The sequence below is a fragment of the Acinetobacter brisouii genome, assembly GCF_008993995.1.
GTDB classification, from domain to species: Bacteria; Pseudomonadota; Gammaproteobacteria; order Pseudomonadales; family Moraxellaceae; genus Acinetobacter; species Acinetobacter brisouii_A.
The window spans coordinates 1-23,639 of sequence record NZ_BKNN01000011.1 but is presented as its reverse complement, the minus strand read 5'-3'; the positions used below and the strand labels follow the sequence as shown (position 1 = coordinate 23,639).

The window sequence follows — 23,639 nt, the reverse complement described above, 5'->3', positions numbered from 1 at the left end:
GATATGGAATTAACCGCAGAGCAACAGCAAAAATTAAGTAAAGTTCAGCTTGATCATTCGTGGAAGCAGTCATTACAGGATTTTTTGCTAGGCTCCAAAATGGATCATTTACGAACTTTTTTACGTGAACAGAAACTTGCAGAGAAAACGATTTACCCACCAAGCACATTGATTTTTAATGCTTTAAATACAACACCATTAGAGCAAGTGAAAGTTGTCATTTTAGGGCAAGACCCTTATCATGGCCCCAATCAGGCACATGGTTTAAGCTTTTCTGTACAAAAAGGGGTTGCATTACCTCCATCTTTACGTAATATTTTCCATGAGTTGCACACAGATCTCGGTTTAAATATGCCTAAACATGGCGATTTGACACAATGGGCAGAACAGGGGGTACTGTTGCTCAATAGTGTATTAACTGTAGAAGCTGGTCAGCCTACATCACATCAGAAACAAGGTTGGGAAGATTTTACCGACCATGTTATTGATGTGTTAAATGAACAACGTGAACATATTGTCTTTATTCTGTGGGGTGCGTATGCACAGCGTAAAGGGCAACGAATTAATCGAGAGAAACATTTGGTATTAACAGCCGCTCATCCATCACCACTTGCCGCAAATCGTGGTGGATTTTTTGGCTGTAAAGTGTTCTCTAAGACCAATAATTATCTGAAACTACATGGCATTGAGCCAATAAACTGGCAGCTGGACGCATGACACAACCTCTAAATACTCAGCAGTATCATTCGGACCTTATTGTTGAACACGCAGAAAATGGTTGGCGTATTGTACGCTTAAATCGACCAAAATCTTTACATGCGCTTGATCTTTCCATTGTGAAAGCATTAAGAGAAGTCTTTGAAGATTTACATCATGATGACACAGTCAAAGCGATTTGGTTAGATTCAACCACACCTAAAGCTTTTTGTGCTGGTGGTGATGTGCGTAAATTACGCCAACTTGTGCTTGAAAATGAAGCCGATACAGCTGCTGAATTTTTTAAACAAGAATATGCATTAGACCTTTTATTACATAATTATGCGAAGCCGATTGTAGTTTGGGGTGAAGGTTATGTCATGGGGGGTGGTCTTGGTTTGTTCATGGCAGCACCATTTCGTTTGGTAACACCTTATTCACGTTTAGCAATGCCAGAAATCAATATTGGTTTATATCCAGATGTGGGTGGTACGCGTTTCCTAGCAGATCGAGGGGCTGTTGGTCTGTTTACGGGGCTAACGGGTTCGATTATGACCTCAGCAGGTGCATATGCGATTGGTTGGGCGACTCATATTTGTGATGCTCAACGTGATGTTGTCTTAAAAAAAGTGATGAGTATCGATTGGGAACATTATCCTGCTGGGGATTTTAGAGCAATTGATGATACTTTAAATAGTCTACACCGTCCTGTTGGTGCTGGGCCTTTGCAAAACTCTCTTGATGTGTTGCACAGTGTCTGTCGTGGTGTGCATTTTGAGTATGACTATGAAGCGATTATTGGTTTAAGTGATGCTCGAAGTGACTGGTTGCGTCAAGCCAGTGAAAATTTGCAAAAAGGCTCGCCTGTGACAGCTGCACTGACTTGGTTGTTGTGGCAATGGGGGCGGCATGTTCATTCTTGGAATGAAGTTTTTGATCTGGAGCAACAGATCTCGGACTGGAAAATTCGCCATCCTGATTTTGTAGAAGGTGTTCGTGCTCGTTTGGTGGATAAGGATTTATCACCAGAATGGCAAAAATATGATGAGTTGAGCTTAAAAGGAATTTTAGGTGCATGCCCACCAATCACAACCATTGAAAGCTGGAACGCGATTTTAAAACAATATCATGTCATTTGAAGTTATACCTGAGCGCTATCCGTTTACAACTGATGATGAAAAATGGATGCATCTCGCTTTGGAACAAGCGAGTTTTGCAGAAATGCATGGTGAAATTCCTGTTGGTGCTATTATTGTGAGCCAAAATAGGGTGATTGGAGTGGGATACAATGCTCCAATCACCTTACATGACCCAACAGCACATGCTGAAATTGTTGCATTGCGTGATGCGTGCGCACGTATTCAAAACTATCGCCTGCCTGACGATGCTGTACTTTATGTCACTTTAGAGCCTTGTACTATGTGTGTGGGGGCACTAGTGCATGCACGTATTCAAAAAGTTATCTTTGCTGCATCTGAGCCAAAAGCAGGATCACTGCTTAGCGCTCGACAACTATTAAGCAATAATGGCTATTATAATCATGTATTTGAATACCAACATGGTTGCCTGGAGCAACAGGCCAGTGCATTGCTGAGTGCATTTTTCAAAAAGCGCAGAGCGCAAAAAAAACAATAAAGCATCGTTTTGGTTCGTTAAAAATCTTATGCTCTATTTTTGTTCATACAATTTATGATTATACTGTTAATTTATTGGAAATGACCTATATTTGTGCGTTCATAAATTATATTTAAATGTGAGTGTCAGTATTAAGGACATTATAAATATTGATATGAGCATAAAAGGGAAAATATGAAATCGGGTCTTAGAAAAATTTGTACATCAGTTGTACTTTGTGGTTTATCTCTGTCAGCGACATCGGCTTTTGCAACAGATACATTAGCTAAAATTCAAAAAACAGGAACTATTGTGATTGGTCATCGCGTATCATCACAGCCTATTTCCTATGTGGTGAATGGACGCCCAATGGGATATGCAATTGATATCTGTAATGATGTTGCTGCAGAGATCAAGAAAGATCTACATATGCCAAATTTGCGCGTTGTGTACAAGGCAGTTAATCCAACAGAACGTATTCCGATGTTGCGATCTGGTCAGATTGATATGGAGTGTGGAACATCTACACATTCAGTCATTCGTGATCGTGAAGTAGATTTCTCAACCAACTATTATATGGCTGAGATTCGTATGGCGGTCAAAAGCAATTCTCCTGTACAAGAATTGGATGATCTAGATAAAAAAACTGTAGTAACGACAGCAGGCGTGATTGCAGACAAATATTTGAAGCGTAGCGTGCGTGGTCAAGATTTAACAATCCATAAAATTTATGGACAAGATCATGCACAATCATTTGCTTTACTTGCAGCAGGAAAAGCAGAGGCATTTGTGGGGGCAGATTCAACTTTAGCAGGCTTAATTGCAACTTCAGGGCACCCACATGATTATAAAATCGTGGGAACTGCATTGTCTGTAGATCCATATGCGATTATGTTGCCAAACAATGATCCAAAAATGAAAGCAATTGCAGATAAAGTTGTTACAGGTTTGTGGCATTCTGGGAAAATGGATCAATTGTATAAAAAATGGTTCTTATCTCCAATTCCACCACGTAATATTGCTGTAAATATGCCGTTAAATAAAGCAAATAAAGTATTGCGTGCTCGTCCTACTGATGCAGGTAATTAATTTAAAAATTTTGATGTTTAGCTGATTTTATTGGCTAAACATCACATTAAATTATAAAAGTGTAATTAAATCTAGATGAATAAATAAAATTCTTGAAATAAGTTTAAATAAAAACAATCATCACAATTTTTCTTAAAATATTGTGAATTTTCTCACTAAAAATAATAAAAGAGGATTGAATTTGCCTCATGCAGAATGCAGACTATTTATTATAGATTAACCTAGATATTAAAATTTGCATTTGGAACCCTTATGAATATTCATGTAATTACGATTGATGGGCCAAGTGGCTCAGGTAAGGGGACATTGGCTACAAAAATTGCTCAACATTATCGTTATCATCTGTTGGACTCTGGAGCGCTCTATCGTTTACTGGGTTTGTCCTTACAAAGACAAAACCTTATCACCAAGATTCATGAAAATCTAATTGATTGTGTGAATATTGCTCGTAATTTGCACATCGAATTTTTACCTACATCACAAGGCATTCAGGTTGTGCTTGATGGTGAAGATGTATCCCAAGTGATTCGAACAGAAGAAGTGGGTGCATTTGCATCTAAAGTTGCAGTTGTTCCAGAGTTGAGAGCTGCTTTATTGCAACGCCAACGAGATTTTGCACAAACACCAGGTCTTGTGGCAGATGGGCGGGACATGGGGACAGTGGTTTTTCCACATTCTCAAGCAAAATTGTATCTCACGGCGACCGCACAATCTCGGGCCGAACGTCGTGCAAAACAGTTGCAGAGCATGGGTGAGGATGCTAAAATAGCTGACATTTTAGCTAACATACAAGCACGAGATAAACGAGATATGGAGCGCGAAGTTGCTCCACTCAAGCCAGCAGTAGATGCCTTAGTGATTGATAGTTCATACTTAACAATCGACGAAGTTTTTATGCAAATGGTCAATTATATCGATGTGCAATTAGCAAAAACACTTTAGCTGATACATCGCTTGATCAGATTTATGGATGATGTGTCAGTGTAACTAAACCAGCCTTGACTGATCCAAGACTGTTGACTTTATCAGGTATAACATGACCGAATCTTTTGCAGCCCTCTTTGAAGAAAGCGAATTAAATTTAAACGTTGAAAAGGGTGCAGTCATCTCTGGTGTTGTAGTAAGCATCGATGACGACTGGGTAACTGTTGACACTGGCCTTAAATCTGAAGGCGTTGTTGACCGTGCAGAATTCTTAAACGACCAACGTGAACTTGAAGTTCAAGTTGGCGATACTGTTGATGTTGTTGTTGAGGCACTTGACAACGGCATGGGTCAAACAGTTTTATCACGTGAAAAAGCAAAACGTGCTGAAACTTGGACTAAACTTGAAAAAATCTTTGAAGATGGCGAAATCGTTACTGGTATTATTTCTGGTAAAGTTAAAGGCGGCTTCACTGTTGACATCGGTCCAGTTCGTGCGTTCTTGCCAGGTTCTTTAGTTGATACACGTCCTATTCGTGATACAACTCACCTTGAAGGTAAAGAGTTAGAGTTCAAAGTAATCAAACTTGATGCTAAACGTAACAACGTTGTTGTATCTCGTCGTGCTGTTATGGAAGCTGAATCTTCAGCTGACCGTGAAGCTCTTCTTGCTCAGCTTGAAGAAGGTCAAACAGTTACAGGTACTATTAAGAACCTTACTGATTACGGCGCATTCGTTGACCTTGGCGGTATTGATGGTCTTCTTCACATCACTGACATGGCTTGGAAACGTATCAAGCACCCATCAGAAGTTGTTGAAGTTGGTCAAGAAGTTACTGTTAAAGTACTTAAATTTGACAAAGAGCGTAATCGTGTTTCACTAGGTCTTAAACAACTTGGTGAAGATCCATGGTTAGCGATCATGAGCCGTTATCCTAAAGGTTCTATCGTTAAAGCTCGCGTTACCAACTTAACTGACTACGGTTGCTTTGCTGAAATCGCTGAAGGCGTTGAAGGTTTAGTACACGTTTCAGAAATGGACCACACAAACAAAAACATCCACCCATCTAAAGTTGTTCAGATTGGTGATGAAGTTGATGTTATGGTTCTTGAAGTTGATGAAGAACGTCGTCGTATTTCTCTTGGTATCAAACAAACTCGTGCTAACCCATGGGAAGAGTTTGCTAAAAACCATGACAAAGGTGAAAAAGTTTCAGGTACGATCAAGTCTATCACTGACTTTGGTATCTTCATCGGTTTACCAGGTGGTATCGATGGTCTAGTTCACTTGTCTGATATTTCTTGGAACGAACAAGGCGAAGATGCTATCCGTCGTTACAAGAAAGGTGACACTGTTGAAGCTGTTATCTTGTCTGTAGACGCTGAAGGTAACCGTATCAGCCTTGGTATCAAGCAATTAAACAGCGATCCATTCAATGACTTCTTAGCTGCTAACGAACGTGGTGCTTTGGTTAAAGGTACTGTAACTGCAGTTGATGCTAAAGGCGCTACTGTTAAGTTGGCTGACGAAGTTGAAGCTCAATTAAAAGCTTCTGAAATCAACCGTGATCGCGTTGAAGATGCAACTAAATTCTTAGAAGTTGGTCAAGACATTGAAGCGAAGATCATTAATGTTGATCGTAAATCTCGTTCTATCAACTTGTCTATCAAAGCGAAAGACGAAGCTGAAGAGAAAGAAGCTGTTGCTAACTTACGTCAAGCAGCTGCTGGTCAAGACAATGGTCCTAAGACTATTGGTGATTTGATCAAAGCTCAAATGAAGTAATAAATAAAAAAAGTAGCAATTTAGTGTAACTAATTGATACTTTGTATTTAATTACTGTAAACGGTAGCGTAGTATTGGTATACTGCGCTACCGTTTTGTATTTAAACGGGTTATTATCAATTGACTGATAAATCGATATAAACCAATGAGGTCATAGATGACTACAGAAGCACTTAATAAATCTGATTTAATACAACGTATTGCTTTGAAAAATCCACATTTGGCTGAGCCTCTTGTTGAAGAAGCGGTAAAAATCATGCTAGATCAAATGATTGAAGCGTTGTCATCGGACAATCGTATTGAAATTCGTGGTTTTGGAAGTTTTGCATTGCATCATCGTGAACCACGCGTAGGTCGTAATCCGAAAACAGGTAAGTCTGTTGAGGTTGCGGCAAAAGCAGTTCCTCATTTTAAACCTGGTAAAGCACTGCGTGATGCAGTTAACGAATCTGCGGATGAATAATTAAATGCTCATGTAGGAGGGCTTATGCGCTTTATCCTCATTGTTGTATTAATTATATTATTTATTTATTCGTTAGCATTAGTTTTGCTAAATGGGACTCCTGTTTCTGTGGATTTATGGTTTAGCCATGTTCCTGAAATGAGAGTGGGTTTATTGGTGTTAATTACGCTTGCTTTAGGTGTAATTTTAGGTTTGCTATTAGGTGTACAAGTTTTTCGTGTATTCCAAAGTCGTTGGGAAATCCAGCGTTTGCATAAAGAGATTGACCAACTTCGTAAAGAGCAAATTCAGCATGCTCAATTGGCTGCTACGGAAGCAATTGCACATCAGCGATCTGAAAAAACTAGTTTGGATATTAGCCCCGAAGATAAAAGCCCATTATAATGGGCTTTATTTTTTGGTTGGAATGAGTCCTTGAGTATTATTGTTGCTTTAGATGCAAAAAGCCAAGCCCAAGCTTTAACAATTGCTGAACAGCTTGATCCTGAATTGTGTCGTTTAAAAGTGGGTAAAGAGCTATTTACGCATGAAGGTCCACAAGTTGTAAAAGAATTGCACCATTTGGGGTTTGAGGTCTTTTTAGACCTGAAGTTTCATGATATTCCGAATACAACTGCCCAAGCGGTTTGTGCTGCAGCAGATCTTGGGGTTTGGATGGTCAATGTACATGCATCTGGCGGTCGCAAGATGATGGAAACCTGCGTTGAACGTCTAAAAGCTGGAAACTACTCTACTCAATTGATTGCCGTGACAGTTTTAACATCAATGGGACGTGAAGATCTTCGCGATATTGGTTTGGATATTGAGCCAGTAGATCAGGTTCGTCGCTTGGCTAAATTAACTTATGATTGCGGGCTAGATGGTGTGGTATGTTCTGCACAAGAAGCTAAAATTTTGCGTCAGGACTTGGGAAGTGAATTTGCATTAGTTACACCAGGTATTCGTCCTGTAGGTGCAAATGCGGATGATCAAAAACGCATTGTGACGCCTGCACAGGCAATGCAAGATGGCTCTACGCATTTGGTTATTGGTCGCCCAATTACACAAGCTGAAAATCCTCAGCAAGTTGTACATGATATTTTAGCGACATTGTAAAAGAGAAGTGCTTGCAAAAGATCCGTATCTAAAAGCATCTTTTGCAAGTTCATAACTAAAAAGCTTGAAATTAAGCATAGCTTTATCAAATAATACATGCGAATTGTGCTGAGAAAAACATGGATGAATAGGTGATTTATTCAGCGTTTATAGTACAAGGGAATGAGTTTTTTAAATCACAGCATTTATGTATTCCAACTTTATTGGGAACATAAACCTAACGACTTAGTTATTACAAAGTTGTTCAATTTATCGAATATTGAAGCTTATGTTTAATCCTAAATCTGAAAATAGTACAGTCGCATTATCTCCTGCGGAACGCTATGCACAAGCCTTATCTTCAGGGCAATTTATGTCTGATGATGCGCAAGCACAAGCTGTAAATGAATTAGAACGTGTTTGGCAAGAGCTCATTAGCCGTTATAAAGCCTCTAAAAAAGCCTTTCGTCGGTTTCGCCGCCAAACAACACCACAGGGTGTGTATATGTGGGGTGGTGTTGGTCGTGGGAAAACATGGTTAATGGATCAATTTTTTGACTCTATTCCATTTCGACGTAAAACACGGATGCATTTTCACCACTTTATGCAATATGTCCATAAAGAGTTGAATAAGCTTTCTGGTCAACGAAATCCATTAGATACTGTTGCAGACCAAATCTATAAAGATGCGGTGATTATTTGTTTTGATGAATTTTTCGTTTCAAATGTCACAGATGCCATGATCTTGAGCGATTTATTTCAAAAGCTCTTTCAACGTGGTATTACGCTTGTTGCAACATCAAATATTGCACCAGATGGTTTATATAAAAATGGCATTCACCGTGATCGCTTTTTACCGACCATTGAAATGGTGAAGGAAAACTGTGCGGTTTTAAATGTTGATGCAGGTGTGGATTATCGTTTGCGTGTTTTAAAGCAAGCGCAGTTATTTAAAAATCCATTAACACCTGAAGCAGATCAATGGTTAGATGAGCGTTTCCATGCTTTAACACAATCACAGCATATTGAAAAAAGTAGCATTGAGATTAATCATCGTCAGATTGAAACTTTAGGGCATAGTCAAGATGTGCTGTGGTGTGAGTTTAGAGAACTGTGTTTAAAACCACGTAGCCCCGCAGATTTTATTGAAATTGCTAATATTTATAATACAGTTTTAGTGAGTCATATCCCACATTTGACTGACCAAATCAGTGATGCAACACGTCGTTTTATCTATTTGGTTGATGAATTTTATGACCGTGGCGTCAAATTGTTGCTAACTTCTCAAGACAGTATTATTGAGATTTATTCGGGTGAGAAACTTGCATTTGAAATTGAGCGTACCCGATCACGGTTACTTGAAATGCAATCGGATGATTATTTGAATTCTGAGCATCGACAGATACAACAAACAGCTGATAAACAAAAAGAAATTTAACAATAAAAGCGCCTTTAAGGCGCTTTTATTTTCTTACATATGTTCAAAATAAAAGCATAGACGCTGTTGTTTAAAATTTGTTAGAGTCGTTAAAGTTGTATTGATAACAACTGGCACTTTAGTCTAAGTATAGATATGTTGAAAATAATTTACATGGTTTTATTTTGTATTTTATTTTTATATAACAAATAGATAGTGGTATTTTGTTGTTTTTGAAATATTCGCTATTTCGCAAGGTAATAAAGCTATTCAGACCAGTATAAATGTTTATACTGAATATCTCGGTAATAAAAAGTAGCAAAATCAGGAAAGACAATGACTACACGTATTCAAAAAGGCAAACTTGCAATTGCTAAGGAATTGTATGATTTTATTGAAAATGAAGCTCTACCTGGTTCAGGTTTAGACAGCGATAGCTATTGGAAGGGATTTGAACAAATTGTTGTCGATCTTGCACCAAAAAATAAAGCATTGTTGGCTAAGCGTGATGATCTACAAGCAAAAATTGATGAATGGCATCGTAACAACAGATTTGAACTTGAAGCTTACAAAGCTTTCTTGACTGAAATTGGCTACTTATTACCAGAAGTAGAAGATTTCCAAATTAGCACTGAAAATGTGGACGAAGAAATTGCACTAATTGCAGGTCCTCAGTTGGTTGTGCCTGTGCGAAATGCACGTTATAGCTTAAATGCGGCTAATGCACGTTGGGGCTCTTTATATGATGCATTGTATGGTTTCGATGTCATCCCTGAAACTGATGGCGCAGAAAAAACCAAGGCTTATAACCCTGTTCGTGGTGCTAAAGTTGTTGCGTTTGCTAAAAATTTCTTAAATGAGATTTTCCCATTAGCACAAGGTTCACATGCAGATGTGACTTCATATGTTGTAGAGAATAATCAACTTGTTGTGACACTGAAAGATGGTACAACAACGACACTTGCAAATACTGCATTATTTGTAGGTTATAACGGTGAACCTGCTCAGCCAACTGAAATCGTGCTGAAAGAAAATGGTTTGCATGCGATTGTGCAAATTGATGCCAATAGCCCAATTGGTCAAACAGACAGTGCAAGTGTAAAAGACATCGTGCTTGAAGCTGCTGTAACCACCATTCAAGATTTGGAAGACTCTGTTGCAGCAGTTGATGCTGAAGAAAAAGTTGAAGGTTACCGTAACTGGTTAGGCTTGATGCAAGGTACTTTAGAAGATGCCTTTGAGAAAGCTGGAAAAACTGTAAAACGCAAACTAAATCAAGATCGTAGTTATCATAATTTGGTGGGAAGCACGACAACTGTACATGGTCGTTCATTGATGCTACTACGTAATGTAGGTCATTTAATGACAAACCCTGCGATTTTGGTCGATGGCGAAGAAATTTACGAAGGCATCATGGATGCTTTAGTCACTCCATTATTGTCTAAGGTCGATATCTTGGGACAAAATGAAGTGAAAAACTCGCGTCAAGGTTCCATGTATATTGTTAAACCGAAAATGCATGGCCCTGAAGAAGTTGCATTTGCAGTTGAGCTATTTGAACGTGCAGAGCAGTTGATTGGCTTACCAGCGAAAAGCTTGAAAGTCGGGATTATGGATGAAGAACGTCGTACATCTGTCAACTTGAAAAACTGTATTGCGGCTGCCAAAGAACGTACCATTTTCATTAATACGGGCTTTATGGATCGTACGGGTGATGAAATCCATACCTTTATGGAAGCAGGCCCGATGGTACGCAAAGCTGAAGTGAAAAACCAAAAATGGTTTGCTGCTTATGAAAACCGTAACGTAATGATTGGCTTACAATGTGGTTTGCGTGGTAAAGCACAAATTGGTAAAGGCATGTGGCCAAAACCAGACATGTTACTTGACATGTATAAAACTAAAATTGAGCATCCTCAAGCCGGTGCATCTTGTGCATGGGTTCCATCTCCATCAGGCGCAGTAATTCATGCGATCCATTATCATAAATGTAATGTTTCACAACGTCAGCAAGAATTGCTATCAGAAACAGCATTACCTTTGAATGATTTGTTGACACCACCATTGGCAGCAGAAACAAATTGGACTGCTGAAGAGATTAATAACGAACTTGAAAATAACTGTCAGGGTATTCTAGGTTATGTTGTTCGCTGGGTAGACTTGGGTGTAGGTTGTTCTAAAGTTCCAGATATTAATGATGTGGGCTTAATGGAAGACCGTGCAACACTTCGTATTTCTTCGCAGCACGTTGCAAACTGGTTGCGTCACGGTATTGTGACTCAAGCACAAGTTCAGGAAGTTCTAGAGCGCATGGCGCGTATTGTTGATGAACAAAATGCCAATGACCCTGAATACACTGCGATGTCGACTGACTTTGCAAATAATATTGCATTCAAAGCTGCATCTGATTTGATTTTTAAAGGTGCAGAACAACCCGCAGGTTATACCGAACCTTTACTTCATGCTGCACGTTTGAAATTGAAAGGTTATACAGGCGATTAATTGATTGCCTGAATTAAAAAGCCTCTTTGGAGTAATGCCAGTCAGTTAAGCTGATTGGCATTTTTTCTTTGGATATTTTGCAGGTTTTGCTTTAACTACTCTCGGACACAGCCTATGCCTTTTTTCAGGTAATACATACATTTTTGAATCATACTGAGTTTGTCGGAGACTTTTTACTTAAGTTAGGTCAAAATATAGAATTTCTAACACCAAATACTCAAAAATTCCATCATGGGGTAGAGGCTCTCAAGCATAAAAAAAGACATGAAAACTTATGCGGATGATTTGATTGCCAATCATCCAAATATATCATAGGCGGATAAAGTGAAAATAGAGTTAAAATTGCGAAATATCCGTATCAGTATGGATGGTAAACTTGCGCAGTATACTGCTCATAGATGGATAATGTGATGATTGAGCGTTTATGGCGCAGCGTGAAGCATGAGGAAGTCTATTTGAAGGCTTACGATACAGTTAAACAAGCGAAACAATCCATTGCTGAGTATTTGGATTTTTATAACATGATACGTCCTCATTCAAGTTTGAATAAGGCCACACCGAATGAATTTTATGATCAACATTTACTAAAAGTAATGGCAGCATAATTTAAATATTTAGAGCGGATTTATCACTTATAAAACTGAATTGAGTGGTCTAATTAACGGAACCACATTAGTAAATGCTGCTCTATTCGGCAGTGTATTACCCGATGTCGAATCGTGCTGAATTGTGGTGGCCTCAAGAAAGCTGGGCACAATCTTTAGATAATTTTAGTGAGGGTCAAAAACAGATCTATTTAAAATCCTATTGATCTTGGATAATGCCTGATTTTAACTTTATTGAACACAGCTCACCTTGTGTGAGCTGTTGACTATAGAATTTTCTAATCTGAAATTTTAAGCAATTTCTGTTAATCCAACATGGTGATAAGCGCGGTTAAAATAAACTAAACTTTGCTCTTGCTGACCTTGTTGAATCGCAACAATGCGACACATAAATACAGTATGCGTACCCACTTCCTGAATTTGATCAATTTCACAATCAAAATTGACTAATGCATCTTCTAATACAGGTGCGCCTGTTTCTAGTTCTGTCCAGACACCCTGCTGAAAGCGTTCTTCCGTAGTCATTTTAGATGAAAATGCTTTGGAAAGATGTTCCTGCTGTGCGCTTAACACATTGACTGTTAAGATCTTATTTTTAACAAAATGTGAATGTGAACTAGAAGCTTTATTCATGCAAACCAATAATGTCGGTGGCGTATCTGTCACACTACACACCGCAGACGCTGTAAATCCATAACGATCAGACATGTCTGCTGTGGTGACGACACTGACTGCACTGGTTAAAAACGACATTGCATTTCGAAAGTCTGCTGCTTCAATCATCATTTTGTTCCTAAATTTGAACCGTAACTTTTTGTTGAGATTAGCTATACCACGCGATTCAGTCACATAGGCACATCATCTGAAAGTGCTCTCAAGAGAACACTACTCATTTTGAATTAAGGTCGGGTGACCTTCTGAATGACAATTTTAAATCTTATTTCATTCAAGAGGTCAGCCCGAAGTGATCACACGCGCAATTATTGGCCTACAAGCTCTTTACGAATAATTTCAGCACCTGCACTGAGCGCCTGTAACTTGCCGCGTGCCACTTCACGTGCCAAAGGTGCCATACCACAGTTGGTTGAAGGATAAAGCTTATCTGCATCCACAAACTGAAGTGCTTTACGTAACGTATTCGCGACTTCTTCAGCCGTTTCAATGGTATTGGTTGCAACATCAATCGCACCAACCATGACTTTTTTACCACGAATCAATTCAATCAAATCCATCGGTACACGAGAGTTTTGACATTCAAGTGAAACGATGTCGATTTTAGATTGTTGCAGTTTAGGGAAGGCTTCTTCGTACTGACGCCATTCTGAACCTAAAGTCTTTTTCCAATCGGTATTGGCTTTAATGCCATAACCATAGCAAATATGAACTGCAGTTTCACACTTTAAACCTTCAAGTGCGCGTTCTAAAGTTGCCACGCCCCAGTCATTCACTTCATCAAAGAACACATTAAACGCAGGTTCATCAAACTGGATAATGTCTACGCCAGCCGCTTCTAACTCTAAAGCTTCTTGGTTAAGAATCTTGGCAAATTCCCAAGCCAGTTTTTCACGGCTTTTGTAATGACCATCATACAAAGTGTCGATCATGGTCATTGGGCCAGGAAGCGCCCATTTGATGGGTTGTGTGGTTTGGCTGCGTAAAAACTTGGCATCTTCCACAAACACAGGTTTTTGACGAGACACTGCACCCACAACAGAGGGAACGCTTGCATCATAACGATTACGGATACGTACCGTTTCACGTTTTTCAAAATCAACACCGTCAAGATGCTCAATAAAAGTCGTCACAAAATGTTGGCGGGTTTGTTCGCCATCACTGACAATATCAATGCCAGCATGTTGCTGTTCTTGCAATGACAGACGTAAAGCATCTTGTTTGGCTTCAATCAGTTGCTCACCTTCAAGTTTCCAAGGTGACCAAAGTTTTTCAGGCTCTGCCAGCCAAGACGGTTTCGGTAAGCTGCCAGCCGTTGATGTTGGTAATAAAATTGCCATTTTAAATCTTCTATCTCTAAATTCTGTTTCGGTTCAATTAAGCAACGTTACGCTCTACGTTGTAATTTGCAGCCCATTGTTCAAGAATGTCTTGATATGGCTTGATAAAGTTTTCTTCCGTCCATTTACCTTGTTTGACTGCAAGCTGACCACGTTCAACTCGGTCATAGACAATGCGCGTCAATGAATAATCGGGGTACTCTAAACTTGCCTGATATACTTGCGCTGCTGATGAGTTGGCATTGTAAATTTCAGGACGATAAATCTTTTGGAATGTTTCCATGGTGCTAATCGCGCTGATCAATTCAAAATCGGTGTAATCACGCAGTAAATCACCTGCAAAATAGAATGCTAAAGGTGCAACACTGCCTTTTGGCATAAAGAAGCGAACCTGTAAGCCCATTTTGTGGAAATACTCATCGGTACGTGAGTACTGATCTTGCTTGTACTCAACACCCAAAATCGGATGTTCATTGGTGGTACGGTAATATTTACGTGCGGTTGAAACACTCAAGCAAATCACAGGTTGTTGATTAAACTCAGCTTTAAAAGTATCTGAGTTCACAAGGTACTGATACAGTTTACCGTGTAAATCACCAAAACCTTCTGGCGCGTAAGAGGTCGAGTTCTCTTTATTATGTTCTTTTAATAACACGCTAAAATCGTAGTCACGTACATAAGATGAGAAGCTGTTGCCGATCATGCCTTCAATACGCTGATTGGTATGATGATCGATAATCGTGCTTTTCAGCATTTCAATGATTGGGAAAGTCTTACCATTGCCTTCAATATCTAAATCCGCAGAAATGATATCAATTTCAAGTGAATAACGATCACCGTTTGGATTGTCAGTTTGTGCCAAAGCATTAAAACGATTGTTAATCATGCGAAGCGTATTACGTAGATTCTGCTCACGGCTCTCACCACGCGCTAAGTTAGCAAAGTTAGTGGTTAAACGTGTGCTATCTGCTGGTTGATAGTTTTCATCAAAACGAATGCGTTTGATTGAACATGCAAACTCTTTAGTCATGGTGATTGTCATCCTAATTTTTGAGATTAAATCTAAATTTCTTCAATGAAGTCATTTATACTCGATTCATGACATGAATAAAAATGATATTAATTCAATAAAAAGTGAGTGAAATTCATTATTGGAAATTGGAGGGGATTTTATAGAAATGCGATGATATGGTGTTTTGATGATAAATCAACCGATGCAGATCAAGAATACAGCAAATCAAAAGATGATCCAATAGCATTGGTATCAAATAAAAATGAATATTTCTCAGTTTGTCTTCCAGTCTGATATATCGAAAATTCGCTATAAAAATAATTTTCAGGGTATAGTCAAAATAACAGTCGAGATGAATCTTTAGGGTTCAGTATTGATCTATTTTGGCTAAAATTAAAGTATAAAATAATGTTTTATAAGGATAATTTAAATGATTGATTGTGATATTTGTTTTAATCAGGCTGCTGAAAAACTGGGGTTTGATTTCTCTGAAATTAAAATTGGCGGTAAATATACTTCGCTCATCGAACATCAGGGTTTGGCTTATATAAGTGGGCAAATTCCTCGAGTAGGTGATGTTGTTCAGGTTACAGGGAAAGTTGGGCAAGAGGTGAATCTTATTCAAGCACAACTTGCTGCACGTATTAGCACTATGCGTGCTTTGGCGATATTAAAACAGCATTATGGTTGCTTGAAAATTATTCAAAAGATTTTGCAGGTGAATATTTTTGTTCATTCTGCCGCTGACTTTACTCAACAAAGTGAAGTTGCAGATGGCGCTTCTGAGATTCTATATGAAGTTTTTGGTTTAAATGTAGGCAAACATACACGGACATCGGTTGGGGTCAGTCAATTACCCAAAAATGCTGCGGTAGAAATAAGTTTTGTCGTGGCGATTTCCAATTCTTCGATAACATAGGTTTACTGTCAGCATTGTACTTAGCCGCTCATATCGAATTGATTTGGATGATAGTTAGTTAGAAAAATACACATTTTTAGTTGATAATCAGAAGTGAGCATAAATTTTTTTGACATAAAGATGTGTGCTAATTTTAAGCCTTTAACTTTATTGCAGTTACAGCAATTACATCTACCCAATATCGGTTTTTCTTATGCGGATGAAGTTTATCCTATGGGAATGTGTCCTTTACTGTTCCAAGCTGAGCAGCAAATGGAGTGGCGTGAAGTGATGTTTGGTTTAGTTCCTAAATGGGCAACAGATTTGGGTATTGCAAAGCGTACCTATAATGCTCGACATGAAACTATTCTACAAAAACCCAGTTTTCAGGCTTCAGCGCTTAAATATAAATTTGGTGTGATTCCTGTCACCGAATTTTATGAAAGCAAATATATTGAAAATAAGCCACAGCGCTGGGGTGTACGACGTCAAGATGGTCGTGCTTTTTTTATTGCTGCTTTATATGAAATCGCAAAAATAGATCAACAGATTATTCGTTCTGCTTCAATGTTGACTATGGACGCGATAGATCATCCAATGATGAGGGATTTTCATGAACCTGGCGATGTAAAACGTTCAGTGATCGTCATTCCTCAGCAACATTTACAAGCGTGGTTGAATTGGAAAAATCCAAATATTCAACCTTTTGTGGAAGGCTTTCCTGTAGAGGAGTTTGTCTGTCAGCATGTCCCGAAAGAAAAAATGATCAAGTTATCTCCACAATTGAACATGTTTGAATAAAGAAAGCACCTTATGAAAGGTGCTTTCTTTTTTAGAACTTAGTGACCGCCAAGTAAGATTTGTGCGATGACACCTGTTGCAACAGCAACAAGAACATAGTCACCATTTACGCGAACCCAACGGTGTCCACGTGGTGGAGCAGGAAGGTCACGAGAACGCCAGTCATTCACTTGGTAGCTTGCGCCACGGAATTTTGCTGGGACACGACCGCCTTTACGCCATTCTTGACCTGGACGAGGCATATCATGGCGATATGCTTGCGGACTTTGCTGATAACGTGGAGCATGATTGTCTTGACCACGTTGTTGAGGTTCATCATGACGATTATTGTTTTGAGGGCCTTGTTGACCACCACGATGATTATTCGGTTGCTGTTGCTGTGGACCGCCACGATGATCATCATTTGGGTTTGCAAAAGCAGCGCCTGCAGATAATGCTGTAGTAATTGTCAGTGTGATTGCCATCAATTGGGTTTTCACAAGAGTTCTCCTCATTTCATTTTGTTTGTGTATTTATCATGAATAAAAATAATGCGCCTAAGCGATATTCATCTTTATTTTGAAAATATCATCTTAATCATGCACTTTATATCTCAATCCAAATCTTCTATTCAGATATAAAAGTGTATCCGATACTTTATATGTGGCTAATTTATCAAGATATTAAGTGTAAATAATGAAGATCTGGCAACATTATATTAAAGTTCAATATATTTGCTGTAAGCCTATATTGCTCAGAAGTGTTCAAGATCATCATTTGATTTGAGATGTTCAACAAGGTAGTCGATAAAGACTCTTACGGCAGGCAAGATTCCACGACGAGAAGGATAAACAGCATGCAAGATACCATGTGGTGCTTTCCACTCAGGTAAAACACGCACCAATTCGCCTGTTTGAATATAGTCCGCAGTAATAGAATCTGGGAGTAGTGCAATTCCACAATTTTGGCGAGCCAATTGGCAGAGTAACATTAAGTCAGAACCCATGACTGTTGGATTGATTTTAATCTTACTGGGTTGATTTTGTTGATTATGTAAAATCATAAATTGATCGGCATGTTCATCCACCATACTGAGGACTTTATGATGTGCCAAATCATCGGGTGTTTTCAGGTCGCCATATTGATTCAGGTAAGCTTGACTGGCAAATAAATGCTGTTCATGTCGGTCAAATTTTCGAACGATCAGACCGGGGTCATCATCAATTTTAGATCGCACGCGTAAGGCAACATCGACACCTTCATTAATCACATCTACCCGACGATTACTAACGATTAACTGTAGACGAATCTCTGGATAGAGTTTGAGAAAATTAGGCAGTATTTTTGAAAATTCATTTTGTGCAACAGAAACAGGTACACTGACTTTGACAATTCCTCGTGGTTCAACGCTTAAATGATCAATCAGATCATGAGCAGCCTGCGCAGCATTCATCATCACTTGAGCATGGCGGTAAATGTTCATGCCAATATCAGTGACAGCAAAATGTCGTGAACTACGCTGAATCAGTCGAACACCTAAACGCTCTTCGAGGTTGTATACACGGCGACTTAATTTGGATTTTGGAATATCGGTTGCACGTTCTGCGGCACTAAAACCACCGTGTTCAACAACTAAAGCAAAACAATAAAAATCGTCTAAATCGCTGAGCATTACAGAGCTGACCTGAGAGATAAATTCTCTAAAAAATATACGTTCTTATAAACAGATACAAGTTTTAAATACCGTGTTTCAGGATTTCCTGAACTTGTTGATATTCTTTTAAACGTAAAAAGTCGCGTTCAGTCGGATGGGTAATACGGCTAATGTCCATATTGTCAGCAACATCGGCAAGTTTGACTTCGCGTGCAATTGGGTTTTTAACGGCACGCCATGCCGCTTCAATTCGGCTTTCACCTTCTTTTTTGGTGAGGGCACAGACAGCATCTATGACATCTTGAGAAAACCCTAAAGAGATTAGATCCACAATGGTTGCATCGGTATCTTCAAGGACATCATGTAATACGGCGACAATTTGCTGAGTTTCATGTTTCATTTTCAACATGAGACGCAGAGGGTGTAAAATGTAAGGTTGCCCAGCTTTGTCAACTTGTCCTGTATGTTTGCGTGTTGCAAATGTGATGGCTTTGTCTAAAGTTGCCATGTTGATTCCTTAAAAGATATTCCATTCTTTTGATAAAATTATAACCAATTTCAAAGCATTCAATGCTATTTATCTTAAAATATTTTAAACTATGCTACCGCAAAAAATTGATATTTTATGAATTACCAACTCATTCAAATTCGGGGTGAGCAAACCAATATGATTTGCCCCTATTGTCAACATGCCGTATTAAACTGGGATGAAGAGCAGTATTTACAACCCTGTCAGCATACCGCTTTTATTGCGATGGACTTGGGTTTTGAATATATTGCAGATGAATTTGAAGGGCGCTTGGCACATTCTGTCGATGAAATTCATGCTCAAGAATTGAATATTTTTAATGAAATTACACAGGCTCAGGCTGAGCATTTTATCATTTACCAAATGGAACTCGGTGTTGCTGATTTATATCGCTATGTAGGAATTGCTCAGTTCTAGTCATGTTTTTACAGCCCAATAGCCACACATTTGCAAGCTTGGATGCAGATTATTCAGATTGGCATAAAGGACGCGATCAATTTTCCCTTTGGTATTTAGAGATAGAGGATAGTGCTTGTGGTCAGTATCTAAAAGATTTACAGCAGCAGTTTGAACCTTATCTTTATATGCCAAATCATCGCCAATGGCATATTACGTTATTTGTGTGTGGTTTTTGGCAAGCGCCATTTCATTTACAGCATTTGTCAGATCATTTTCATGAACGGCAACTCCAGCAACAAATGCAGCTATTAGAACAATTAAAATTATCCAGTTTTGAATTAAAATTGGGTAAAGTTCGCAGCTTCCAAAGTGCTTTATTTGTGGAAGTGATTGATGAAAATAATATTTTATTGCAGTTAAGGCGCTGTTTTTGGCCTGTTGCCAAAGAAATTGATGCTATGATTTATTGTCCACATGTGACTTTGGGCTTATATCGTGATGAATTTGCTGCTGATACTATTTTAGAACAAATTCATCAAACAACAACTCAAGTATGGACAGTTAAATTTCAACATTTAACGTTTGGTTCGTATCAGGCACGTCAGTTGCAAGGGCAGTTGAGTGTCCATCATCGGTTTTATTTAGGTTAGTCTGACATGATATCGCATTTGGTTTTGGGTGGGGCACGTTCTGGAAAGAGCCGCTATGCAGAACAACTTGCATTAAACACACAAAAACCACGTATTTATATTGCAACAGCGCAGGCAGTTGATGACGAAATGGCACAGCGAATTGCTCATCATCAACAGCAGCGTTGTCAAAATGTCTGGCAATTGGTTGAAGAGCCGATTTATTTGGCAGACCGCCTTGCAGCACTGGATCAGGAACATCAGGTTATCTTAGTTGATTGTTTAACCATTTGGATGAGTAATTTACTATTGGCCAGTGATCCTGATTTACAGGGGCGTGAATGTTTGAAATTATTAGAATTATTACCAAAATTAAAATCGGAAATCATCATGGTAAGTAATGAAACGGGGCTTGGGGTGATCCCATTGGGTGAAATTACGCGCCGTTTTGTGGATGAGTCGGGACGTTTACATCAGGCTTTGGGGCAAGTGTGCCAGCATGTGGTGTTTTGCATTGCTGGATTTCCGATGCAACTAAAAGGAGTAGAATAATGAGTTGGTGGTTATTGCCTTGTCGCCATTTAGATCATGTATCACAAGAAAAAGCAACAGAACGACAAGCTCAACTCACAAAACCAACAGGTGCTTTGGGTGACTTAGAAGAAATCGCAATTACACTCGCAGGCTTACAACGTACTGAGCAGCCCAATGTAGATCATCTTTGGATCAGTTTGTTTGCAGGTGATCATGGTGTGATGCAGGAAAATATTTCAGCGTATCCGCAAGCTGTGACTCGTCAAATGCTACATAATTTTACTACAGGTGGTGCATCCATTAGTGTGATTGCAAAGCAATATCATGCACACCTGCAAGTAATTGACTGTGGCACAGTGGGGGAAGCTTATGATTATCAAGGGGTACAGCAACATCCAATCGCTTCAGGAACACAAAATTTTGTAGAAACGGTGGCAATGACTGAGCCGCAGTGTATTGCTGCGATGACGATTGGTAAAAATAGTGTAGATCAGGCTGCCGAACACAAGAGCAATTTATTTATTGCAGGGGAAATGGGCATTGGCAATACCTGTTCAGCATCAGCTTTGGCATGTTTAATTTTGAATGAATCGGCTGATGTGCTGACAGGCGTTGGTACGGGAATTGATCATGCCAAGTTACAGCATAAGAAACAGGTGATCCAACGTGCTATAGAATTACACCGTCCTCATGTAGATGGTGATCCGATCAAAATTTTAGCAGCAGTGGGTGGTTTTGAAATTGCTGCAATGGTTGGTGCATATTTACATTGTGCGCAAGTTGGGATTCCAATGCTGATAGATGGTTTTATTAGTTCTGTGGCGGCATTAATTGCCGTACAAATTCAGCCCAAAGTACGCGCATGGATGTTATTTGGACACCAATCTGCCGAATATGGGCATCGTCGTATTTTAAAAGAACTTCATGCACAACCGCTCTTACAGCTCAACCTGCGTTTAGGTGAAGGGAGTGGTGCAGGTGTTGCCGTGGGAATTTTGAAAATGGCATGTGCATTACATAATGAAATGGCAACTTTTCAGCAAGCTGACGTGATAGGTGAAAAGCAATAGATGTTGCAACTGGATGTGTTAAGGCATGGTCAAACTGAGCAAGGACATACCTTGCGAGGGCATTTGGATGATGCGCTTACCTTGCAGGGTTGGCAGCAGATGCAAAATACCATAGATCAACATCTTAAAGAGCATTCTGTTTGGGATGTTATTGTCAGCTCACCATTACAGCGTTGTTCTTTATTTGCACAGAAAATTCAGCAACAGTTGGGCTGTCCTTTGATCGAGATGCCTGAATTTAAAGAACTTTATTTTGGTCGCTGGGAAGGAAAAACCGTGCAGCATATCCATGAAACTGAACCAGAATTATTGGGTCAGTTTTGGCAAGATCCCTCCCAATATGCCGCACCACAAGGTGAAAATTTATTACAGTTTCAACAGCGCTTAGAGTTGGGACTACATCAGTTGATCACACAGGCTGAGCAGCAAAAATGGCATAGCGTTCTGTTGATTAGTCATGGCGGTGTGATTAAGTGGTTACGCTGTATTGCTCGTCAACACGCGCTCAATCAGCTGCTCAGCATGCCAGCAGAGTTAGCCCATATGATCAGATTTAGTGTTTCAAGCAAGCTACAGCTTCAAGAGATTCAAGAATGATGCCATTCTGGATTGCCTTACAGTTTTTAACGATCTTTCCTATTCAGTTAAAATCCTTGCCGACGCCTCAGCAAAATGCCTATTCACTCATTTTTTATCCTGTGATTGGAGGCTTGTTGGGGGGCTTATTGTATTTTTTGGCTTGGGGATTATTGAGTTTACATAGTTCAACTTTGTTGATAAGTGGTTTGGTGGTGAGTATTTGGGTAGGGTTGACGGGTGGTTTGCACCTTGATGGTCTAGCCGATACTGCCGATGCTTGGGTTGGAGGGTATGGTGATCGTGAGCGAACACTGACCATTATGAAAGATCCACAATGTGGGCCAATTGGTGTTCTGAGTTTGGTTTTAGTCTTATTGCTCAAATGTGTTGCATTAGAAACGCTATTACAGACCCGACAATTATATTGGTTGATTGTATTGCCTGTGTTGGGGCGTTTTGCAGTTTTATTTTTATTTTTAACTTGCCAATATGTTCGACAAAAAGGTCTGGGATCTGGGCTACTTGAATATTTACCACGTAAAATATTATGGTCAATTTTAGTTGTGGGTCTTGCTTCCGCTGCTATGTTTAATGATCGTATCGCCGTGGTCGTACTCATTTTTTGTTGTACTTTATTTTACTTACGTCATCTATTTGTACGCCGTTTAGGTGGTATCACTGGAGATACAATAGGCGCGAGTATTGAAATTTCTGAATGTATTTGCTTAGTTAGTGCTGCCATTTTATCTTCCGTATATTTTGTATAACGCTCGTATGCTGAAGATACTTACAAAATCAGCACAATGCGAAAAATTTTAACAATTAAAAAAAATTCTCATTTGTAAAAAATATGGTATAAAAAATCATCAATCAGGATGAGGGATTGAACAATGAGAACGATTCATATTCATGTCAAGGATCAATTTGATGTGCATCACATGGCGAAAGCAGTGTTAAAAGAATTGGCCGATGGTGAACATGGTGATGATTATTCCTTAGAGCAAAAAGTTGATTTTATTGAAATCTACGGTGAACGGATTTTACCAACCATTGAACTTTTATTTCAAAGTGAAGCAAGTCGTAAAATTTACAAAGTGATCGAAAGTTAGTTTTTAGATTTTTATTCTCAAAACATTCGGGTAAATTCTTTGTACACGACAAAAAAAGATAACTCATTGAAATAATGGCATAATACTTGTTTTCTTACGACGAATATGATGACACATTTCAATGAGTTACATCTCAGCTTAAACAAATATCTAAAGTGGAACAAGTCACATGCAAAATGTTTTACACTGATTATGCTGGCATTAATTGTAAAACAGACATGTAATCTTTCTTCTGCATCTAAAGCCTTACCCATCAAGTGCTTA

General features: G+C 39.0%; 26 protein-coding genes and 2 pseudogenes. 22 read left to right on the top strand and 6 right to left on the bottom strand.

Features of this window, described 5'->3' with window-relative positions; all coding sequences use genetic code 11:
• Window positions 1-3: 3 nt before the first annotated feature.
• From ung to GBN19_RS04570, 12 genes and pseudogenes are all read left to right on the top strand, one after another.
• The gene (ung, locus tag GBN19_RS04625; protein ID WP_151777343.1) at window positions 4-717 is read left to right on the top strand and encodes a uracil-DNA glycosylase; all 714 of its coding nucleotides are present in this window, start codon (window positions 4-6) and stop codon (window positions 715-717) included.
• Window positions 714-1,835 carry an enoyl-CoA hydratase/isomerase family protein gene (locus GBN19_RS04620; RefSeq protein WP_151710373.1) on the top strand — a complete coding sequence of 374 codons (1,122 nt, stop codon included), beginning with the start codon at window positions 714-716 and terminating at the stop codon, window positions 1,833-1,835. Before ung ends, GBN19_RS04620 begins: the two co-directional genes overlap by 4 nt.
• Window positions 1,825-2,331, top strand: a complete 507-nt coding sequence (gene tadA, locus GBN19_RS04615; protein ID WP_151710372.1) for a tRNA adenosine(34) deaminase TadA — start codon at window positions 1,825-1,827, stop codon at window positions 2,329-2,331. The genes GBN19_RS04620 and tadA overlap by 11 nt, the downstream gene beginning before the upstream one ends.
• 174 nt (window positions 2,332-2,505) lie before the next feature.
• Entirely contained in the window at window positions 2,506-3,399 is an 894-nt protein-coding gene (locus GBN19_RS04610) for an amino acid ABC transporter substrate-binding protein (RefSeq protein ID WP_151777342.1), read from the top strand.
• A 252-nt stretch (window positions 3,400-3,651) separates the two neighbouring features.
• The gene (cmk, locus tag GBN19_RS04605) at window positions 3,652-4,341 is read left to right on the top strand and encodes a (d)CMP kinase (RefSeq protein ID WP_151777341.1); all 690 of its coding nucleotides are present in this window, start codon (window positions 3,652-3,654) and stop codon (window positions 4,339-4,341) included.
• Window positions 4,342-4,435: 94 nt separating this feature from the next.
• Window positions 4,436-6,109: a 30S ribosomal protein S1 gene (gene rpsA, locus GBN19_RS04600; RefSeq protein ID WP_151710368.1), complete on the top strand. Its 1,674-nt coding sequence runs from the start codon at window positions 4,436-4,438 to the stop codon at window positions 6,107-6,109.
• Window positions 6,110-6,266: 157 nt separating this feature from the next.
• A complete protein-coding gene (locus GBN19_RS04595; RefSeq protein WP_151710367.1) occupies window positions 6,267-6,572 on the top strand; it encodes an integration host factor subunit beta in 306 nt (101 codons plus the stop codon).
• A gap of 24 nt (window positions 6,573-6,596) precedes the next feature.
• Window positions 6,597-6,956, top strand: a complete 360-nt coding sequence (locus GBN19_RS04590; protein WP_151710366.1) for a lipopolysaccharide assembly protein LapA domain-containing protein — start codon at window positions 6,597-6,599, stop codon at window positions 6,954-6,956.
• A 30-nt stretch (window positions 6,957-6,986) separates the two neighbouring features.
• Window positions 6,987-7,667 (top strand): orotidine-5'-phosphate decarboxylase, encoded by a 681-nt coding sequence (pyrF, locus tag GBN19_RS04585; RefSeq protein ID WP_151777340.1) that lies wholly within the window; start codon window positions 6,987-6,989, stop codon window positions 7,665-7,667.
• A gap of 268 nt (window positions 7,668-7,935) precedes the next feature.
• Window positions 7,936-9,084 carry a cell division protein ZapE gene (gene zapE / locus GBN19_RS04580; protein WP_151710364.1) on the top strand — a complete coding sequence of 383 codons (1,149 nt, stop codon included), beginning with the start codon at window positions 7,936-7,938 and terminating at the stop codon, window positions 9,082-9,084.
• Window positions 9,085-9,399: 315 nt separating this feature from the next.
• Window positions 9,400-11,565 (top strand): malate synthase G, encoded by a 2,166-nt coding sequence (locus tag GBN19_RS04575; RefSeq protein ID WP_151777339.1) that lies wholly within the window; start codon window positions 9,400-9,402, stop codon window positions 11,563-11,565.
• A 333-nt stretch (window positions 11,566-11,898) separates the two neighbouring features.
• Window positions 11,899-12,170 (top strand): annotated as a pseudogene (locus GBN19_RS04570) (integrase core domain-containing protein); the annotation flags it as partial.
• Window positions 12,171-12,461: 291 nt separating this feature from the next.
• On the opposite strand, the gene GBN19_RS04565 reads toward GBN19_RS04570, so the two are convergent.
• From GBN19_RS04565 to GBN19_RS04555, 3 genes are all read right to left on the bottom strand, one after another.
• Window positions 12,462-12,953: a flavin reductase gene (locus GBN19_RS04565; protein WP_151777372.1), complete on the bottom strand. Its 492-nt coding sequence runs from the start codon at window positions 12,951-12,953 to the stop codon at window positions 12,462-12,464.
• Window positions 12,954-13,150: 197 nt separating this feature from the next.
• Window positions 13,151-14,182 carry a methionine synthase gene (locus tag GBN19_RS04560; protein ID WP_151777338.1) on the bottom strand — a complete coding sequence of 344 codons (1,032 nt, stop codon included), beginning with the start codon at window positions 14,180-14,182 and terminating at the stop codon, window positions 13,151-13,153.
• 37 nt (window positions 14,183-14,219) lie between these two features.
• Window positions 14,220-15,212: a DUF1852 domain-containing protein gene (locus GBN19_RS04555; protein ID WP_151777337.1), complete on the bottom strand. Its 993-nt coding sequence runs from the start codon at window positions 15,210-15,212 to the stop codon at window positions 14,220-14,222.
• Between the two features lie 412 nt (window positions 15,213-15,624).
• Here GBN19_RS04555 and GBN19_RS04550 point away from each other — a divergent pair, with 412 nt between their 5' ends.
• The gene (locus tag GBN19_RS04550; RefSeq protein WP_151777336.1) at window positions 15,625-16,113 is read left to right on the top strand and encodes a RidA family protein; all 489 of its coding nucleotides are present in this window, start codon (window positions 15,625-15,627) and stop codon (window positions 16,111-16,113) included.
• A gap of 120 nt (window positions 16,114-16,233) precedes the next feature.
• Entirely contained in the window at window positions 16,234-16,893 is a 660-nt protein-coding gene (locus GBN19_RS04545) for an SOS response-associated peptidase family protein (RefSeq protein WP_151777335.1), read from the top strand.
• Window positions 16,894-16,931: 38 nt separating this feature from the next.
• On the opposite strand, the gene GBN19_RS04540 is transcribed toward GBN19_RS04545, so the two are convergent.
• The 3 genes from GBN19_RS04540 to GBN19_RS04530 form a co-directional block, all read right to left on the bottom strand.
• Window positions 16,932-17,372: an RcnB family protein gene (locus GBN19_RS04540; RefSeq protein WP_151777334.1), complete on the bottom strand. Its 441-nt coding sequence runs from the start codon at window positions 17,370-17,372 to the stop codon at window positions 16,932-16,934.
• Window positions 17,373-17,626: 254 nt separating this feature from the next.
• A complete protein-coding gene (locus GBN19_RS04535) occupies window positions 17,627-18,544 on the bottom strand; it encodes a LysR family transcriptional regulator (RefSeq protein ID WP_151710836.1) in 918 nt (305 codons plus the stop codon).
• A gap of 64 nt (window positions 18,545-18,608) precedes the next feature.
• A complete protein-coding gene (locus tag GBN19_RS04530) occupies window positions 18,609-19,034 on the bottom strand; it encodes an HD domain-containing protein (RefSeq protein ID WP_151710837.1) in 426 nt (141 codons plus the stop codon).
• Window positions 19,035-19,151: 117 nt separating this feature from the next.
• Here GBN19_RS04530 and GBN19_RS04525 point away from each other — a divergent pair, with 117 nt between their 5' ends.
• The 8 genes and pseudogenes from GBN19_RS04525 to GBN19_RS04490 all read left to right on the top strand — a co-directional run.
• Window positions 19,152-19,472 (top strand): hypothetical protein, encoded by a 321-nt coding sequence (locus tag GBN19_RS04525; RefSeq protein ID WP_151777333.1) that lies wholly within the window; start codon window positions 19,152-19,154, stop codon window positions 19,470-19,472.
• A 2-nt stretch (window positions 19,473-19,474) separates the two neighbouring features.
• Window positions 19,475-20,104, top strand: coding sequence for a 2'-5' RNA ligase family protein (locus GBN19_RS04520; RefSeq protein ID WP_151777332.1), 630 nt, complete (start codon window positions 19,475-19,477; stop codon window positions 20,102-20,104).
• A gap of 9 nt (window positions 20,105-20,113) precedes the next feature.
• Entirely contained in the window at window positions 20,114-20,635 is a 522-nt protein-coding gene (gene cobU / locus GBN19_RS04515) for a bifunctional adenosylcobinamide kinase/adenosylcobinamide-phosphate guanylyltransferase (protein WP_151777371.1), read from the top strand.
• Complete coding sequence (cobT, locus tag GBN19_RS04510) at window positions 20,635-21,687, top strand: nicotinate-nucleotide--dimethylbenzimidazole phosphoribosyltransferase (RefSeq protein WP_151777331.1); 1,053 nt, start codon at window positions 20,635-20,637, stop codon at window positions 21,685-21,687. The genes cobU and cobT overlap by 1 nt, the downstream gene beginning before the upstream one ends.
• A complete protein-coding gene (locus GBN19_RS04505) occupies window positions 21,688-22,284 on the top strand; it encodes a histidine phosphatase family protein (RefSeq protein ID WP_151777330.1) in 597 nt (198 codons plus the stop codon).
• Window positions 22,281-23,033 carry an adenosylcobinamide-GDP ribazoletransferase gene (locus tag GBN19_RS04500; protein WP_151777329.1) on the top strand — a complete coding sequence of 251 codons (753 nt, stop codon included), beginning with the start codon at window positions 22,281-22,283 and terminating at the stop codon, window positions 23,031-23,033. Before GBN19_RS04505 ends, GBN19_RS04500 begins: the two co-directional genes overlap by 4 nt.
• Before the next feature lie 123 nt (window positions 23,034-23,156).
• Window positions 23,157-23,375, top strand: coding sequence for a hypothetical protein (locus tag GBN19_RS04495; RefSeq protein WP_151777328.1), 219 nt, complete (start codon window positions 23,157-23,159; stop codon window positions 23,373-23,375).
• Window positions 23,376-23,483: 108 nt separating this feature from the next.
• Window positions 23,484-23,639 (top strand): annotated as a pseudogene (locus GBN19_RS04490) (IS4-like element ISAba33 family transposase); the annotation flags it as partial.

Excerpts from the sequence above, each read along its gene's own strand:
- ung (WP_151777343.1), top strand. The coding sequence starts at position 4 with ATGGAATTAACCGCAGAGCAACAGCAAAAATTAAGTAAAGTTCAGCTT.
- GBN19_RS04620 (WP_151710373.1), top strand. The coding sequence starts at position 714 with ATGACACAACCTCTAAATACTCAGCAGTATCATTCGGACCTTATTGTT.
- tadA (WP_151710372.1), top strand. The coding sequence starts at position 1,825 with ATGTCATTTGAAGTTATACCTGAGCGCTATCCGTTTACAACTGATGAT.
- GBN19_RS04610 (WP_151777342.1), top strand. The coding sequence starts at position 2,506 with ATGAAATCGGGTCTTAGAAAAATTTGTACATCAGTTGTACTTTGTGGT.
- cmk (WP_151777341.1), top strand. The coding sequence starts at position 3,652 with ATGAATATTCATGTAATTACGATTGATGGGCCAAGTGGCTCAGGTAAG.
- rpsA (WP_151710368.1), top strand. The coding sequence starts at position 4,436 with ATGACCGAATCTTTTGCAGCCCTCTTTGAAGAAAGCGAATTAAATTTA.
- GBN19_RS04595 (WP_151710367.1), top strand. The coding sequence starts at position 6,267 with ATGACTACAGAAGCACTTAATAAATCTGATTTAATACAACGTATTGCT.
- GBN19_RS04590 (WP_151710366.1), top strand. The coding sequence starts at position 6,597 with ATGCGCTTTATCCTCATTGTTGTATTAATTATATTATTTATTTATTCG.
- zapE (WP_151710364.1), top strand. The coding sequence starts at position 7,936 with ATGTTTAATCCTAAATCTGAAAATAGTACAGTCGCATTATCTCCTGCG.
- GBN19_RS04575 (WP_151777339.1), top strand. The coding sequence starts at position 9,400 with ATGACTACACGTATTCAAAAAGGCAAACTTGCAATTGCTAAGGAATTG.
- GBN19_RS04565 (WP_151777372.1), bottom strand. The coding sequence starts at position 12,953 with ATGATTGAAGCAGCAGACTTTCGAAATGCAATGTCGTTTTTAACCAGT.
- GBN19_RS04560 (WP_151777338.1), bottom strand. The coding sequence starts at position 14,182 with ATGGCAATTTTATTACCAACATCAACGGCTGGCAGCTTACCGAAACCG.
- GBN19_RS04555 (WP_151777337.1), bottom strand. The coding sequence starts at position 15,212 with ATGACTAAAGAGTTTGCATGTTCAATCAAACGCATTCGTTTTGATGAA.
- GBN19_RS04550 (WP_151777336.1), top strand. The coding sequence starts at position 15,625 with ATGATTGATTGTGATATTTGTTTTAATCAGGCTGCTGAAAAACTGGGG.
- GBN19_RS04545 (WP_151777335.1), top strand. The coding sequence starts at position 16,234 with ATGTGTGCTAATTTTAAGCCTTTAACTTTATTGCAGTTACAGCAATTA.
- GBN19_RS04535 (WP_151710836.1), bottom strand. The coding sequence starts at position 18,544 with ATGCTCAGCGATTTAGACGATTTTTATTGTTTTGCTTTAGTTGTTGAA.
- GBN19_RS04530 (WP_151710837.1), bottom strand. The coding sequence starts at position 19,034 with ATGGCAACTTTAGACAAAGCCATCACATTTGCAACACGCAAACATACA.
- GBN19_RS04525 (WP_151777333.1), top strand. The coding sequence starts at position 19,152 with ATGAATTACCAACTCATTCAAATTCGGGGTGAGCAAACCAATATGATT.
- GBN19_RS04520 (WP_151777332.1), top strand. The coding sequence starts at position 19,475 with ATGTTTTTACAGCCCAATAGCCACACATTTGCAAGCTTGGATGCAGAT.
- cobT (WP_151777331.1), top strand. The coding sequence starts at position 20,635 with ATGAGTTGGTGGTTATTGCCTTGTCGCCATTTAGATCATGTATCACAA.
- GBN19_RS04505 (WP_151777330.1), top strand. The coding sequence starts at position 21,688 with ATGTTGCAACTGGATGTGTTAAGGCATGGTCAAACTGAGCAAGGACAT.
- GBN19_RS04500 (WP_151777329.1), top strand. The coding sequence starts at position 22,281 with ATGATGCCATTCTGGATTGCCTTACAGTTTTTAACGATCTTTCCTATT.
- GBN19_RS04495 (WP_151777328.1), top strand. The coding sequence starts at position 23,157 with ATGAGAACGATTCATATTCATGTCAAGGATCAATTTGATGTGCATCAC.